The following is a 14,590-nucleotide window of genomic DNA, read 5'->3' as shown; positions in this document are numbered from 1 at the left end:
ACCCCCTCATGACCAAGACCGTTGTTTACGAAGTGGAAGTGATGTTCGGCGACTGCGACCCCGCCGGCATCGTCTTCTTTCCGAATTTCTCGAAGTGGATGGATGCGTCCTCGCTGAACTTCTTCGTCAAGTGCGGCGTGCCGCCCTGGCGCGAGCTGGTCAAGACGCGCGGCATCGTGGGCACGCCTCTGCTGGAGATCCACACCAAGTTCAGCCGCCCCGCCACCTACGGCGAGCGCCTGCAGATCCACACCAGCGTGACCGAGTGGCGCGAGAAGGTGTTCATGCACCGGCACGTGGTGAAACGCGGGGACGAGGTGCTCTGCGAAGGCACCGAGACGCGCGCCTTCGTGATCCACCCGCCCGAGGCGCCCGAGCGCATCAAGGCCATTCCCGTGCCCGAGGACATCAAGGCCCTCTGTTCCTGAACCGCTGTTTCCCCCGCCCTTTCCCTTTTCACCACCCCAAGAAGGAGACTCGAATGAAAACCGTCAAAACCCTCATCGCCGTGGCCGTCACGGCCCTGGCCAGCACCACGGCGCTGGCCGACATCAACGTCGGCGTGATCCTCTCGCTCACGGGCCCGGGCTCCGGCCTCGGCATTCCGATGCAGAACCAGTTCAAACTGTTTCCGCAGACCATCGGTGGCGAGAAGGTCAACCTGATCATCCTGGACGACGCGAGCGACCCGGGCAAGGGCGCTGCCAACGCACGCCGCCTGGTGACCGACGACAAGGTCGACGTCATCATCGGTTCGACCCTCACCCCGGTGGCCGCGGCCATCGCCCCGGTGGCAGCCGAAGCCAAGACCGTGCAACTGGCCGCTTCGCCCGTAGGCGTGCCGCCCGGTGCCGACCAATGGCTGTTCCGCCTGCCGCAGGGCAACGATGTGATGGGCTTCGCCGTGGTCGAGCACATGAAGAAGCAGGGCATCAAGACCATCGGCTTCCTGGGCTACACCGACGCCTACGGCGAGCTGTGGCTCAAGGCCATGACGCCGCTGGCCGAGAAGGCCGGCATGAAGATCGTGGCCGCCGAGCGCTTCGCGCGCGCCGACACCAGCGTGACGCCGCAGGCGCTCAAGCTCACCGCCGCCAACCCCGATGCGATCCTGGTGGTGGCGACCGGCTCGGGTGCGGCCATGCCGCACAAGGCCATCGTCGAGCGCGGCTACAAGGGCAAGATCTACCAGACGCACGCTGCCGCCACGCCCGACCTGGTGCGCATCGGTGGCAAGGACGTGGAAGGCTCCTTCGTGGTCTCCGGTCCGGCTGTGATCGCCGAACAGTTGCCTGACAACCACCCGTCCAAGAAGCTGGCCATGGACTTCGTCACCAACTACGAGAAGTTGGTCGGCCCAGGCATGCGCAACCAGTTCGCGGGCCACGCCTACGACGCCGCCATCGCACTGAACAAGGCCGTGCCGATCGCACTGAAGACCGCCAAGCCCGGTACGCCCGAGTTCCGCGCCGGTCTGCGCGACGCACTCGAAACCATGGGCCGCACCGTGTTCGCGCACGGCGTGATGAACTGGACCAAGGACGACCACTGGGGCTTCACGAACGAAACGGGCGTGATGCTGAAGGTCGTCGACGGCAAGTTCAAAGTCGAGTAACACCCCCCTGCGCCGCTGACGCGGCTTCCCCCCTCTGTGGCGCGCCTTCGGCGCTTCGAGGGGGGACGACACCTGGGGCCGGCGGAGCCGGACCCTCGGTGTCCCTGTTCGAGAGTGTCTCTTTCTTGCGCTGAGGCTTTTATGGATTTCTCAATCGCCAGCATCCTGGCGTTGGATGGTCTGACCAACGGTGCGGTGTACGCGCTGCTGGGCCTGGCCATCGTCCTGGTGTTCACCGTCACCCGGATCATCTTCATTCCCCAGGGGGAGTTCGTCGCTTACGGCGCGCTCACCCTGGCCATCTTCCAGACCGGCAAGGTGCCCGGCACCGTGTGGCTGCTGTTGCTGCTGGCCAGCGTGGCCGCGCTCATGGAGCTGTTCGGCCGTTGGCAGCACCAGCGCAATGCGCTGATCGCCGTCAAGGCGGCCGCGCGCACGCTCGCCTTGCCCGTTGTCGTCTCTCTCGTCGCCATCTGGGCCGCGCCGCAGCAGTTCCCGCTGTGGGTGCAGGCGGTGCTCAGCGTGGCGGTGGTCACCGTGTACGGCCCGCTGGTGTACCGCGTGGCCTACCAGTCGCTGGAGAGCTCCACGCCGCTGGTGCTGCTGATCGTGTCGGTCGGCGTGCACTTCGCCTTGACCGGCCTGGGCCTGCTGTTCTTCGGCGCCGAGGGCTTCCGCAACCCGGCGTTCTGGGACGCGCGCTACGCCATCGGCCCCGTCATGCTGTCGGGTCAGGCCATCATCACCTTCGCGGCGACGGTGGCCCTCATCGTCATGCTCTGGCTCTACTTCGAGCGTTCGCTGCGCGGCAAGGCGCTGCGCGCCATCGCCGTCAACCGCACCGGTGCCCGCCTGATGGGCATCTCCTCACAAGCCTCCGGCCAGCTGACCATGACCATGGCGGCCTTCATCGGCGCGCTCTCGGGCCTGCTGATCGGCCCGACCACCACGGTGTTCTACGACTCGGGCTTCCTGATCGGCCTCAAGGGCTTCGTGGCCGCCGTGGCGGCCGGCCTGGCGAGCTACCCGGGCGCGCTGGTCGCGGCCCTGGGCGTGGGCGTGATCGAGGCCTTCGGCTCCTTCTGGGCCAGCGCCTTCAAGGAGGTCATCGTCTTCACGCTCATTCTTCCGGTCCTGCTGTTCCGCTCGCTGCGCAGCAAGCACTCCGACGAGGACCACTGACATGCCAAAAAATCAAAACCTGGGCCTGCTGATCCTGGCCGTCGCGATCCCGTTGCTTGCGCTCGCGCCCCTGCCCGATTTCTGGGTCACACAGCTCAACTACATCGGCATCTACAGCATGACGGTGCTGGGCCTGATCCTGCTCACCGGCGTGGGCGGCCTCACCTCGTTCGGCCAGGCGGCCTTCGTCGGCATCGGCGCCTACACCACGGCCTGGCTCACGCTCAACCTGGGCGTCTCGCCCTGGATCACGCTGTTCATCGGCATGGCGCTGACCGCAGGCAGCGCGCTCATCGTGGGCCTGATCACGCTGCGCATGTCGGGCCACTACCTGCCGCTGGCCACCATCGCCTGGGGCCTGTCGCTGTACTACCTCATGGGCAACCTGGACGCGCTGGGCAAGTACGACGGTCTGCTGGGCATCAAGAGCCTGTCCATCGGCGGCTTCGACATCGGCCAGGGCCGCGCCTTCTTCGTGTTGACCTGGGTCATCCTGCTGGCCTTCGTGGCCGCGCTGATGTTCCTGCTGGACTCGCGCGCGGGCCGCGCCATGCGCTCGCTCAAGAGCGGCTCGCAGATGGCCGAGGCGATGGGCATCAACACCTTCCGCTACAAGGTCACCATGTTCGTGCTGGCCGCGCTGTTCGCCTCGGTGGCGGGCTGGCTGCTCGCGCACTTCCAGCGCACGGTGAACCCCTCGGCCTTCGGCCTGAAGATGGGCATCGAGTACCTGTTCATGGCGGTGATCGGCGGCGTGGGCCACGTGTGGGGCGCCATCGTCGGCGCCGGCCTCATCCGCGTGCTGGAAGACCAGCTGCAGGTGCTGCTGCCCCGCCTGATCGGCACCAGCGGCAGCTACGAGGTGATCGTCTTCGGCATCGCGCTGGTGGTGGTGCTCAAGTACCTGCCCGACGGCCTGTGGTCCGTGGTCGGCAAGGGCAAGGCGCCGAAGCCGCGCGCGGTGGACTGGCAGAACGCCGCCGCCCTGCCCGAGCGCGCCAAACCCGCCGCCGGCGAGCTGGTGCTCGACGTGCAGAAGGCACGCATGCAGTTCGGCGGCCTGGTGGCGGTGAACGACATCAGCTTCCAGATCCACGCCGGCCAGATCGTCGGCCTGATCGGCCCCAACGGCGCCGGCAAGTCCACCACCTTCAACCTGATCACGGGCGTGCTGCCCGCCACCAGCGGCGAGGTGCGCTTCCAGGGTGGCAACGTGATCGGCAAGCCCTCGCGCGCCATCGCGCAACTGGGCATGGCGCGCACCTTCCAGCACGTGAAGATGATCCCGGACATGACGGTGCTCGAGAACGTGGCCCTGGGCGCGCACACGCGCGGCCGCAAGGGCGTGCTGCCCGCCATGCTGCGCGCCAACCGCGCCGAGGAACGCCAGCTGTTCCGCGAGGCGCAGCGCCAGCTCGAGCGCATCGGCATGGGCGAGTACCTGCACGAACAGGCCGGCAACCTGGCCATGGGCCCACAGCGCCTGATGGAAATCGCGCGCGCCCTGTGCGCCGACCCGACCCTGCTGCTGCTGGACGAACCCGCCGCCGGCCTGCGCCACAAGGAGAAGCAGGCCCTGGCCGGCGTGCTGCGCCAGCTCAAGGCCGAGGGCATGAGCATCCTGCTGGTGGAACACGACATGGACCTGGTGATGCAGATCTGCGACCACCTGGTGGTGATGGAATTCGGCACCCTTCTCACGCAGGGTCCGCCCGAGCAGGTGCAGCAGGACCCCAAGGTGCGCGCCGCCTACCTGGGCACGGAACACTGAGGCACGAGACATGAGCAACCCCATTCTTCAAGTCAAGGGCCTGCGCGCCGGTTACGGCCGCGCCGAGGTGCTGCACGGCATCGACCTGCAGGCGCAAGCCGGCGGCGTGATCACCGTGATCGGCCCCAACGGCGCGGGCAAGTCCACGCTGCTCAACACCCTCATGGGCATCCTGCCCGGCCAGGGCGCGATCGAGTTCCGCGGGCAGGACATCAGCACCCTCACGCTCGAAGAGCGCGTGATGAACGGCATGGCCCTGGTGCCCGAGAAGCGCGAGCTGTTCGGCACCATGCCGGTCGAAGACAACCTGCTGCTCGGGGGCTTCCGCCAGATGCGGCTGGGCAATGCGAAGTGGCGCAGCCGCCTGGACGACGTCTACAGCATCTTCCCGCGCCTGCAGGAGCGCCGCGTCCAGCTCGCAGGCACGCTCTCGGGCGGCGAACGCCAGATGCTGGCCGTGGGACGCGCGCTCATGTCCGCCCCCGACCTGCTGATGCTCGACGAGCCCAGCCTGGGCCTGGCGCCGCTGATCGTCAAAGAGATCTTCGCCATCATCGACCGCCTGCGCCAGACCGGTGTGACCATCGTGCTGGTGGAGCAGAACGCGCGCGCCGCGCTGCAGGTGGCCGACCACGGCTACGTGCTCGAGATGGGCGAACTCAGCGCCCAGGGCCCGGCCAGCGAACTCGCCAGCGACCCGCGCGTGATCGAGACCTACCTCGGCACCGCGCGCAAAGCCACCGCCGCATGAACGCCTACCAGCCCCGCGCCGCCGAACACGCCTTCGTGCTGTTCGACGTGCTGCGCGCGCACGAACACATCGCCGAACTGCCCGCGCTGGCCGAGCACGCCGACACCGGCCTGCTCACGCAGGTGATCGAGGAAGCGGGCAAGTTCGTCGGGGAAGTGATCGCCCCGCTCAACCGCGAAGGCGACGAAGTGGGCGCGCAATGGAACGCCGGCGCGGTCACCATGCCGCCCGGCTTCCGCGACGCCTACCAGGCCTTCTGGCAGGCCGGCTGGCCCTCGCTGGCCAGCGCCACCGAAGACGGCGGCCAGGGCCTGCCCACCGTGGTGGAAGCGGTGCTGCACGAGATGCTCAACGCCGCCAACCACGGCTGGACCATGGCGCCCGGCCTGCTGCACGGCGCCTACGAATGCCTGCGCCACCACGCCAGCGACGAACTCAAGGCCCGCTACCTGGAGAAGCTGGCCTCGGGCGAATGGCTCGCCACCATGTGCCTGTCCGAGCCCCACGCCGGCAGCGACCTGGGCCTGGTGCGCACCAAGGCCGTGCCGCTGGCCGACGGGCGTTGCGCCCTCAGCGGCACCAAGATCTTCATCTCGGGCGGCGAACACGACCTGGCCGACAACATCGTGCACCTGGTGCTCGCGCGCCTGCCCGACGCCCCGCCCGGCCCCAAGGGCCTCTCGCTCTTCCTCGTGCCCAAGTTCCACGAAGACGGCAGCCGCAGCGCCGTGCACTGCGAGCGCATCGAGGAAAAGATGGGCATCCACGGCAGCCCCACCTGCGTGATGCGCTTCGACGAGGCCGCCGCCTCCCTGGTCGGCGAGCCCGGCAAGGGCCTCAACGCCATGTTCGTCATGATGAACGCGGCGCGCCTGCTGGTGGGCCTGCAGGGCGTGGGCCTGCTCGACGCCGCCTGGCAGAAAGCCCATGCCTACGCGCAGGAACGCCGCCAGATGCGCGCGCCCGGCACCACGAGCAAGGCCGGCGAGGCCGACCCGATCGCCCTGCATCCTGCGATCCAACGCATTCTGGGCACCCAACGCGCCTGGATCGACGCCGGGCGCGTGATCGCCTACCGCACCGCGCTCGAACTCGACACCCAGAAGCACCACCCCGACGCCGCCCGGCGCGAGGCTGCCGCGCGCTGGTGCAGCCTGGTCACGCCGGTGCTCAAGTCCGCCTGGACCGAGCAGGCCTTCAGCGGCGCCAGCGCCTGCCTGCAGGTGTTCGGCGGCCACGGCTACGTGCGCGAATGGGGCATCGAGCAGCACGTGCGCGACGCGCGCGTGGCCATGATCTACGAGGGCACGAACGAGATCCAGGCGATCGACCTGCTGGTGCGCAAGACCCTGCCCGACGGCGCCACCGCGCTGCAGGCCCTGCTGGCCGACCTCAACAGCGACCTGGCCGCCCTGCCCGAGGCGGCGGCCACCCGTGGCGCCCTGGCGCGTTTCGGCGACTTCGTGCGCGAGCGCGTCGTGCCCATGGCCGGCGCCTCGGCCGAGCGCCCGTTCTGGCTGGCCGACGACTTCCTGCGCGCCACCGCCCTGCTGCTCATGGCCTGGGCCTGGGAGCGCCTGGCCGCCACCGCCGGCCACGGCGCCGAGGCCCGCGCCGCCTTCTGGCGCTGGGTCTGGCCCGAGTTCGAGATGCGCCTGGCCATGATGGACGCCACCCTGGTCAGCTAAGCTCCGCGACCATGTCCGAAACCGCCCTCTCCACCGCCAACGCCCTGCGGCGCCCGCGCGGCCCGCGCAAGCCCGCCGCCCCGGCGCCGCTGGACAGCGCGCCGGAGAGCGCCGGGCCCGAGATCGACACCAGCTACCTCGAAACCCTGCTGGGCTACAACGCGCGGCGCACCGCGCTGGCCGTGATCACCGTGTTCCTGCGCCGCATGGAGCCCTTCGGCATGCGGCCGGTGGACTTTTCCGTGCTCTCGGTGGTCGCGCACAACCCGGGCGTGACCTCGCGCCAGATCTGCGCCGCCCTGGACATCCTGCCGCCCAACCTGGTGGGCATGGTCAAGAGCCTGCAGAAACGCGGCCTGATCCTGCGCAAACCCCACCCCACCGACCGGCGCGCCCAGGGCCTGCACCTCTCGGCGCCCGGCGAGCGCCTGTACCGCGAGGCCCAGGCCACGGCCACCGCGCTGGAGCGCGACGTGGCCGACCGCCTCTCGGCCGAGGAGCTGCAGACCCTCATCGGCCTGCTGCGCAAGGTCTACCGCCGCCCGGCCACGCCCGCGCAATCCGGGTAAGTCCGTAGCCTTGGCCTTTGCGCCACAGAACGGGGGTTCCCGCAGCTAGCAAACCGGTAGCGCGGGCCGTATATTGCGAGAACCAGACGGGCCCGTCGCAGGAGACCTCGCATGAGTGCCAAGGACAACGCTGCCGTGATGCAACTCTTCGACTTGCTGGAATCGCGCTACGCCATGCGCGTGATCTGGGCCCTGAGCGACGGCCACCCCCAGACCTTCCGGCTCCTGCAGGACAGCGTGGGCGGCGTCACCCCGAACACGCTCAACACCCGCCTGAAAGAGCTGCGCGCCGCCCGCCTCGTGGACCACAGCGGCCACGGCTACCGGCTCACCACCCAGGGCGCCGATCTGGCGCGCCGGCTGGTGGAAGTGCAGCAATTCGCGGGCAAATGGTCACACCAGCAGGCGCGCGCCGCCCATCCCCTGCCCGCCGGGACATAGAATCACGCCCCTGGACAGCCCGCCTTCGCGCCGGCAGCGTCCACCGGTGGCCAAAGTGCCACCTCCCACCCTTGAATCCGGGCCCGTCGGCCCCAATTGCCCTGCATGGCCGTCCTGGCCATTGACTTCACGCACTTCAAAGACCCATGAGCCAGACGACACCCCATACCGCCCAGCCCGACCCGAACGCGCCTGTCAGCCCCGAAGAGGCCCTGGCCGCCGAGGCCGCCAACCAGGCCGATGCCGTCGCCGCCCTGACCCAGGATCTCTCCACGCTCAAGGCCCAGAACGCCGACCTGGCCGACCAGTTCCTGCGCGCCAAGGCCGAGGCCGAAAACGCCCGCCGCCGCGCCGAGGAAGAGGTCAGCAAGGCCCGCAAGTTCGCCGTGGAGAGCTTTGCCGAGAGCCTGCTGGCCGTGGCCGACAGCCTCGAAGCCGGCCTGGCCATCCAGGAAGCCACGCGCGAACAGCTGCGCGAAGGCACTGAGGCCACGCTCAAGCAGCTCAAAAGCGCGCTGGAGCGCCACAAGGTGCTGGAAATCAACCCGACCGGGGCCGCGAAGTTCGACCCCCACCAGCACCAGGCCATCAGCATGGTGCCTGCCGACCAGGAAGCCAACACCGTGGTCAGCGTGCTGCAGAAGGGTTACCTCATCGCCGACCGCGTGCTGCGCCCGGCCCTGGTGACGGTGGCAGCCCCCAAATGATCACCCGGCGGGCTTGAAATACCCACCGGTTATCCACACCTTCCCCACATCGTTTTTCACAACATCCTCACTTTTCGCATCGGAGCAACAACATGGGACGAATCATCGGCATTGACCTGGGCACCACCAACTCGTGCGTGTCCATCATGGAAGGCAACAACACCAAGGTGATCGAGAACGCCGAGGGTGCGCGCACCACGCCGTCGATCGTGGCCTACCAGGAAGACGGCGAAGTGCTGGTTGGCGCCTCGGCCAAGCGCCAGGCCGTCACCAACCCCAAGAACACGCTGTACGCGATCAAGCGCCTGATCGGCCGCAAGTTCACCGAGAAGGAAGTCCAGAAGGACATCAACCTCATGCCCTACTCCATCGTGGCCGCCGACAACGGCGACGCCTGGGTGGAAGTGCGCGGCAAGCAGATCTCGGCCCAGCAGGTCAGCGCCGACATCCTGCGCAAGATGAAGAAGACCGCCGAGGACTACCTGGGCGAGCCGGTCACGGAAGCCGTGATCACGGTGCCCGCGTACTTCAACGACGCCCAGCGCCAGGCCACCAAGGACGCCGGCCGCATCGCCGGCCTGGACGTCAAGCGCATCATCAACGAGCCCACCGCCGCGGCCCTGGCCTTCGGCCTGGACAAGCAGGAAAAGGGCGACCGCAAGATCGCCGTGTACGACCTGGGTGGCGGCACGTTCGACGTGTCCATCATCGAGATCGCCGACGTCGATGGCGAGAAGCAGTTCGAGGTGCTCTCCACCAACGGCGACACCTTCCTGGGCGGTGAAGACTTCGACCAGCGCATCATCGACTACATCATTGGCGAGTTCAAGAAAGAGCAAGGCGTCGACCTGTCCAAGGACGTGCTCGCGCTGCAGCGCCTGAAGGAAGCCGCCGAGAAGGCCAAGATCGAGCTCTCCAGCTCGGCCGCGACCGACCTGAACCTGCCCTACATCACGGCCGATGCCTCGGGTCCCAAGCACCTGAACATCAAGCTCACGCGCGCCAAGCTCGAAGCCCTGGTGGAAGAGCTGATCGAGCGCACCATCGCGCCCTGCCGCACCGCCATCAAGGACGCCGGCATCAGCGTCTCCGACATCCACGACGTGATCCTGGTCGGCGGCATGACCCGCATGCCCAAGGTGCAGGAAAAGGTGAAGGAATTCTTCGGCAAGGAACCGCGCAAGGACGTGAACCCCGACGAAGCCGTGGCCGTGGGTGCCGCCATCCAGGGCCAGGTGCTCTCCGGTGACCGCAAGGACGTGCTGCTGCTCGACGTGACCCCGCTGAGCCTGGGCATCGAGACCATGGGTGGCGTGATGACCAAGATGATCACGAAGAACACCACGATCCCGACCAAGTTCGCGCAGACCTTCTCGACCGCCGAGGACAACCAGCCGGCCGTGACCATCAAGGTGTTCCAGGGCGAACGCGAGATCGCCTCGGGCAACAAGCTGCTGGGTGAGTTCAACCTCGAAGGCATCCCGAGCGCACCGCGCGGCATGCCGCAGATCGAAGTGTCGTTCGACATCGACGCCAACGGCATCCTGCACGTGGGCGCCAAGGACAAGGGCACCGGCAAGGAAAACAAGATCACCATCAAGGCGAACTCGGGCCTGTCGGAAAACGAGATCCAGCAGATGGTGAAGGACGCCGAGCTCAACGCCGCCGACGACAAGAAGAAGGTCGAGCTGGTGCAGGCCCGCAACCAGGCCGAAGCCATGGTGCACAGCGTGAAGAAGTCGCTGGGTGAACACGGCGACAAGCTCGAAGGCGCCGAGAAGGAAGCCATCGAAGCCGCGTTGAAGGACGTGGAAGAAGCCGCCAAGGGCGAGGACAAGGAAGCCATCGAGGCCAAGACCGAAGCCTTGATGGCCGCGAGCCAGAAGCTGGGCGAGAAGGTGTACGCCGCGTCGCAGGCCGAAGCCGCCGCTGCCGCGGGTGGTGCTGGCGCCGATGCCGCACCGCAAGGCAGCAGCAAGCCGGACGACGACGACGTGGTCGATGCCGAAGTCAAGGAAGTGAAGAAGGGCTGATCGGGGCCCGCTTCCCACCCCATTCGCCGCGTCCGGGCAACCTGACGCGGCGTTTGTGCTCCAAACGAACCGCAAGAAACCATGGCTAAACGCGATTTTTACGAAGTGCTGGGCGTGCCCAAGAACGCCGGCGACGACGAGATCAAGAAGGCGTATCGCAAGCTGGCGATGAAGCACCACCCCGACCGCAACCAGGGTGATGCGGCCAAGGCGGCCGAAGAGAAGTTCAAGGAGGCCAAGGAGGCCTACGAGATGCTGTCGGACCCGCAGAAGAAGGCGGCCTACGACCAGTACGGCCACGCGGGCGTGGACCCCAACATGCGCGGCGGTGCCGGTGGCGCCGAAGGCTTCGGCGGTTTTGGCGACGCGTTCGGCGACATCTTTGGCGACATCTTCGGTGGCGCGCGCGGCGGCCAGCGCGGCGGGCGCCAGGTGTACCGCGGTGCCGACCTCTCCTACGCGATGGAAATCTCGCTCGAAGAGGCCGCCGCCGGCAAGGAAACGCAGATCCGCATTCCCTCGTGGGACAACTGCGAGACCTGCAGCGGCACCGGCGCCAAGCCCGGCACCAGCGTGAAGACCTGCACCACCTGCCACGGCCAAGGCTCGGTGCAGATGCGCCAGGGCTTCTTCAGCGTGCAGCAGACCTGCCCCACCTGCCATGGCCAGGGCAAGATCATTCCCGAGCCCTGCACCACCTGCCACGGCCAGGGCAAGATCAAGAAGCAGAAGACGCTGGAGATCAAGATCCCCGCCGGCATCGACGACGGCCAGCGCATCCGCAGCACCGGCAACGGCGAACCTGGCCAGAACGGCGGTCCCTCGGGCGACCTCTACATCGAAGTGCGCCTGCGCAAGCACGACATCTTCGAGCGCGAGGGCGACGACCTGCACTGCCAGGTGCCGGTGAGCATGACGGTGGCCGCCCTGGGTGGCGAGATCGACGTGCCCACGCTGGCGGGCAAGGCCACCATCGACCTGCCCGAAGGCACGCAGAGCGGCAAGACCTTCCGCCTGCGCGGCAAGGGCGTCAAGGGCGTGCGCAGCAGCTACCCCGGCGACCTGTACTGCCACGTGGCGGTGGAAACGCCGATCAAGCTCACCGAGCACCAGCGCAAGCTGCTCAAGGAGCTGGACGAGTCGTTCAAGAAGGGCGGCCACAAGCACAGCCCGAACGACAAGGGCTGGTTCGAAAAGGCCAAGTCGTTCTTCAGCTGAGGCTTGGAACGCTCAGGAAAAAGCGACGCCTCGGCGTCGCTTTTTTTTCGGGCAGCGTTTCAGGGGCTCGGCCGGTACACCACCTTGAAGCGCTCGCAGGCCAACGGCATGTCTTCGGTGAAGGCGCGGCCATGCAAGGCGCACTCGCGCTGGAAGAACTGCTCATGTGCTTCGCGCCAGTACGTCAGCGAGCCATCGCCCTCGCCCTCCGTGGCCGCGAACTCGGCGCTGACCTGGTTGAAGGGAACCCGGTCGACGGCCACGGTTTCGATGACGCATTGCGGCACACCGGCCCAGTTGGTCACGACGCTGAGGTCGCCCGGCACCGGCGCGCGCCTGCCCTGCGCCTCGAAGGTCCAGAAGGCCGAGGCCGTCGCGCGCTTCGTGCCGGACAGCACGAGGGCGGCCAGTGAATCCGCCAGGGCCTCGCTGTCCGCGAAGTAGAACGCCTCGTAGAAACGCGATTCGTCCACGCCGGTGGTCGACGCGACAAAGGCCTGCCAGAACTCGGCGATGGGGAGAGGCATTGGTGACATGGCCGGTATTGTGCGGGAGGCACTCACCGCCTCAGGGCCTGGTGCCACCGGAAGCCCCCCGAATCGCCGTGAGCTGATCGCCCAGCCAGCGTCGGCTTTCCACCGGCGCCTGGCCGCCACAGCGGACCTGGTACGGCCGCCCCGACAGGCTGCTGCGCGACGCGGCCAGCTCGATGAACTGCTCCGCGCTCTGCACCGTGCCCCGCTTCTCGATGTAGGCGAGCTTGTCCAGCAGGTGCGCCTTGGCCCGCGCGCCGTCGTGCCAGCTGCCGTTGCGCAGGAACTGGCAGCCCGAGGTTTCGAGGCGGTTCAGCATGGCGTCGATCTCCGCGCGCACGGGCGCAGGCGTGGGGTCGGCGAACGCGGCGCCCCACACGCCCGCCAGCACCAAGACCAGCACCGGCCAACGCGCCCATGCGCGCCGAGCGGGGGCGAGCCGGTCAGGCCGCATGGCGCAGCAAAGCCATGGCATGGCTGTCGATGAATTGGCCGTCCACCCGGAACGCCTGCCGTTGCACGCCTTCGTGCTGAAAGCCCAGGCGCTCGTAGAGCGTGCGCGCGTTGGGGTTGTCCGCGCGCACGGTGAGTTCGATGCGCGTCAGGCCCTGGCGCCATGCCCTGTCGATGGCCGCGGCCATGAGCTGCCGGCCCAGGCCCCGGTGCCTCGCCGAAGGCAACAGGCCAATGCCCAGGACGCCGATGTGCGCCCGCGACTGGCCAAACACCGGCAGCACATCGCACCAGCCGACCACGGCACCTTCGATCAGCGCGACGAAATGCGGGCGATCGTGGTCCAGGTTCTGCCGAAAGAAGGCGATGGTCTCGGCCAAGGGCGGCGCCTGCGTCAGCGCGAGAAAGCGCTTTTCGCGCGCCACCGCATCGAGCACCGCGTGGAGCTCGTTGAAGTGCGGTTCGGCGAGGGGGGTGATCGACGAGTTCATCCTGCCCGACTGTACCGGCGCTCCCTATCCCCTTCATTGGCAACATCGATTGGCCTGCGACGATAGCTTTTGTCAAACTAAACGTCAAATTCCATTCGACGCGGGAGCTTCCATGGCCGAACTGATCCGACAAGTCCGACCCGCCTGGGTCCAGCTGCAGCAACTGCCGCCGCTGCCGCCCCACGCCCTGCGCAACGCCTTGCTGGCCCTGGGCACCGGCCTGCTGGTGATGGCAGGCCTGGCCTCGCTCAGCACCTTCTGGGCGCCCACGCGCGCCTGGTGGGACGCGGCCGAACACGGCAGCGCCATGGCGGCCGGCGTGCAGGCCTCGCTGCTGGCCGCGGTGGCCACGGCCGTGGGTGCGCTGCCGGTGTTCCTGGTGCAGCGCGTGAGCAAGCTGCAGGAAGCCGCCCTGCTGTCGTTCTCGGCCGGCGTGATGCTGGCGGCGGCGATCTTCGCCTTGTTGCTGCCCTCGCTCGATGCGGGCCAGGCGCTGTTCGGTGGCCGCATCGGCGCGGCCGCGCTCAGTGGCGCGGGCCTGGCGCTGGGCATGGGCCTGATGCTGGCGGTGGACCGCTTCACGCCGCACGAACACGCGGTGCTGCCACCGGCCGCGCCGGGCCATGCCGCCAGCGCGCACACGCCCGGCGCTGTGCAGAGTGCCAAGCTCATGGTGCTGGCCATCCTGATCCACAACGTGCCCGAAGGCCTGGCCGTGGGCGCCGCCTATGCCGGCCCGCAGGACGCGGCGGGCGCGCAGGCCGGCGCCTCGGTGGCGCTGGCCATCGGCCTGCAGAACATGCCCGAAGGCCTGATCGTGGCCATGGCGCTGCGCACGCTGGACCGCAGCGCGGCGCAGGCCTGGGGCGTGGCCGCGCTCACCGGCCTGGCCGAGCCGCTGGGGGCCATCCTCGGCCTCGCGGTGCTGGGCAGCCTGCCGGCGTTCTACCCGCTGGGCCTGGCCCTGGCGGCCGGCGCGATGCTGTTCGTGGTGAGCCACGAGATCATTCCCGAGACGCACCGCAACGGCTTCGAAACCCTGGCCACGGGCACGCTGCTGGCGGGTTTCGTGTTCATGCTGTTACTCGATGCCGCCTTGAACTGAGGCCCCCGGCGGGGTGCGTGGCTAAGATCGGGC

At 68.1% G+C, this 14,590-nt stretch carries 14 protein-coding genes and 1 pseudogene; 12 read left to right on the top strand and 3 right to left on the bottom strand.

Annotation, left to right across the window (positions count from 1 at the left end):
* The first annotated feature begins 8 nt into the window (after positions 1-8).
* The 11 genes and pseudogenes from AC3WPZ_RS01190 to dnaJ all read left to right on the top strand — a co-directional run bounded on the left by AC3WPZ_RS01190 (position 9) and on the right by dnaJ (position 11,975).
* Positions 9-428 (top strand): acyl-CoA thioesterase, encoded by a 420-nt coding sequence (locus AC3WPZ_RS01190; RefSeq protein ID WP_382320649.1) that lies wholly within the window; start codon positions 9-11, stop codon positions 426-428.
* 53 nt (positions 429-481) lie between these two features.
* A complete protein-coding gene (locus AC3WPZ_RS01185) occupies positions 482-1,615 on the top strand; it encodes an ABC transporter substrate-binding protein (protein WP_444686914.1) in 1,134 nt (377 codons plus the stop codon).
* 141 nt (positions 1,616-1,756) lie between these two features.
* A complete protein-coding gene (locus AC3WPZ_RS01180; protein ID WP_382320653.1) occupies positions 1,757-2,797 on the top strand; it encodes a branched-chain amino acid ABC transporter permease in 1,041 nt (346 codons plus the stop codon).
* Position 2,798: 1 nt separating this feature from the next.
* Positions 2,799-4,568 (top strand): branched-chain amino acid ABC transporter ATP-binding protein/permease, encoded by a 1,770-nt coding sequence (locus AC3WPZ_RS01175; protein ID WP_444686915.1) that lies wholly within the window; start codon positions 2,799-2,801, stop codon positions 4,566-4,568.
* 10 nt (positions 4,569-4,578) lie between these two features.
* Positions 4,579-5,319 carry an ABC transporter ATP-binding protein gene (locus AC3WPZ_RS01170; RefSeq protein WP_444686916.1) on the top strand — a complete coding sequence of 247 codons (741 nt, stop codon included), beginning with the start codon at positions 4,579-4,581 and terminating at the stop codon, positions 5,317-5,319.
* Entirely contained in the window at positions 5,316-7,007 is a 1,692-nt protein-coding gene (locus tag AC3WPZ_RS01165; RefSeq protein ID WP_444686917.1) for an acyl-CoA dehydrogenase family protein, read from the top strand. Before AC3WPZ_RS01170 ends, AC3WPZ_RS01165 begins: the two co-directional genes overlap by 4 nt.
* Before the next feature lie 11 nt (positions 7,008-7,018).
* Positions 7,019-7,576, top strand: coding sequence for a MarR family winged helix-turn-helix transcriptional regulator (locus AC3WPZ_RS01160; RefSeq protein ID WP_444686918.1), 558 nt, complete (start codon positions 7,019-7,021; stop codon positions 7,574-7,576).
* Positions 7,577-7,687: 111 nt separating this feature from the next.
* Positions 7,688-8,017: a winged helix-turn-helix transcriptional regulator gene (locus AC3WPZ_RS01155; protein WP_382156675.1), complete on the top strand. Its 330-nt coding sequence runs from the start codon at positions 7,688-7,690 to the stop codon at positions 8,015-8,017.
* Positions 8,018-8,163: 146 nt separating this feature from the next.
* Positions 8,164-8,724: a nucleotide exchange factor GrpE gene (gene grpE, locus AC3WPZ_RS01150; protein ID WP_382320659.1), complete on the top strand. Its 561-nt coding sequence runs from the start codon at positions 8,164-8,166 to the stop codon at positions 8,722-8,724.
* A 77-nt stretch (positions 8,725-8,801) separates the two neighbouring features.
* Positions 8,802-10,757 (top strand): annotated as a pseudogene (gene dnaK / locus AC3WPZ_RS01145) (molecular chaperone DnaK); the annotation flags it as partial.
* Positions 10,758-10,838: 81 nt separating this feature from the next.
* Positions 10,839-11,975, top strand: a complete 1,137-nt coding sequence (dnaJ, locus tag AC3WPZ_RS01140) for a molecular chaperone DnaJ (protein WP_382156669.1) — start codon at positions 10,839-10,841, stop codon at positions 11,973-11,975.
* A 59-nt stretch (positions 11,976-12,034) separates the two neighbouring features.
* Here the strand turns inward: dnaJ and AC3WPZ_RS01135 are convergent, their stop codons facing one another.
* Genes AC3WPZ_RS01135 through AC3WPZ_RS01125 form a run of 3 tightly spaced genes read right to left on the bottom strand, consistent with a single transcriptional unit; the run spans position 12,035 to position 13,452 of the window.
* Positions 12,035-12,511 (bottom strand): ASCH domain-containing protein, encoded by a 477-nt coding sequence (locus AC3WPZ_RS01135; RefSeq protein ID WP_444686919.1) that lies wholly within the window; start codon positions 12,509-12,511, stop codon positions 12,035-12,037.
* A gap of 31 nt (positions 12,512-12,542) precedes the next feature.
* Complete coding sequence (locus AC3WPZ_RS01130; RefSeq protein ID WP_444691257.1) at positions 12,543-12,911, bottom strand: YfeK family protein; 369 nt, start codon at positions 12,909-12,911, stop codon at positions 12,543-12,545.
* A 40-nt stretch (positions 12,912-12,951) separates the two neighbouring features.
* Positions 12,952-13,452, bottom strand: coding sequence for a GNAT family N-acetyltransferase (locus AC3WPZ_RS01125; protein ID WP_444686921.1), 501 nt, complete (start codon positions 13,450-13,452; stop codon positions 12,952-12,954).
* Positions 13,453-13,564: 112 nt separating this feature from the next.
* Here AC3WPZ_RS01125 and AC3WPZ_RS01120 point away from each other — a divergent pair, with 112 nt between their 5' ends.
* The gene (locus tag AC3WPZ_RS01120; RefSeq protein ID WP_492437822.1) at positions 13,565-14,557 is read left to right on the top strand and encodes a ZIP family metal transporter; all 993 of its coding nucleotides are present in this window, start codon (positions 13,565-13,567) and stop codon (positions 14,555-14,557) included.
* The last annotated feature ends 33 nt before the right edge of the window (positions 14,558-14,590 follow it).

The organism is Hydrogenophaga sp. FW305-3-2-15-A-LB1 (genome assembly GCF_058787875.1).
The sequence above is the reverse complement of the archived record's forward strand: the minus strand, read 5'-3'. Positions and strand labels throughout refer to the sequence as shown.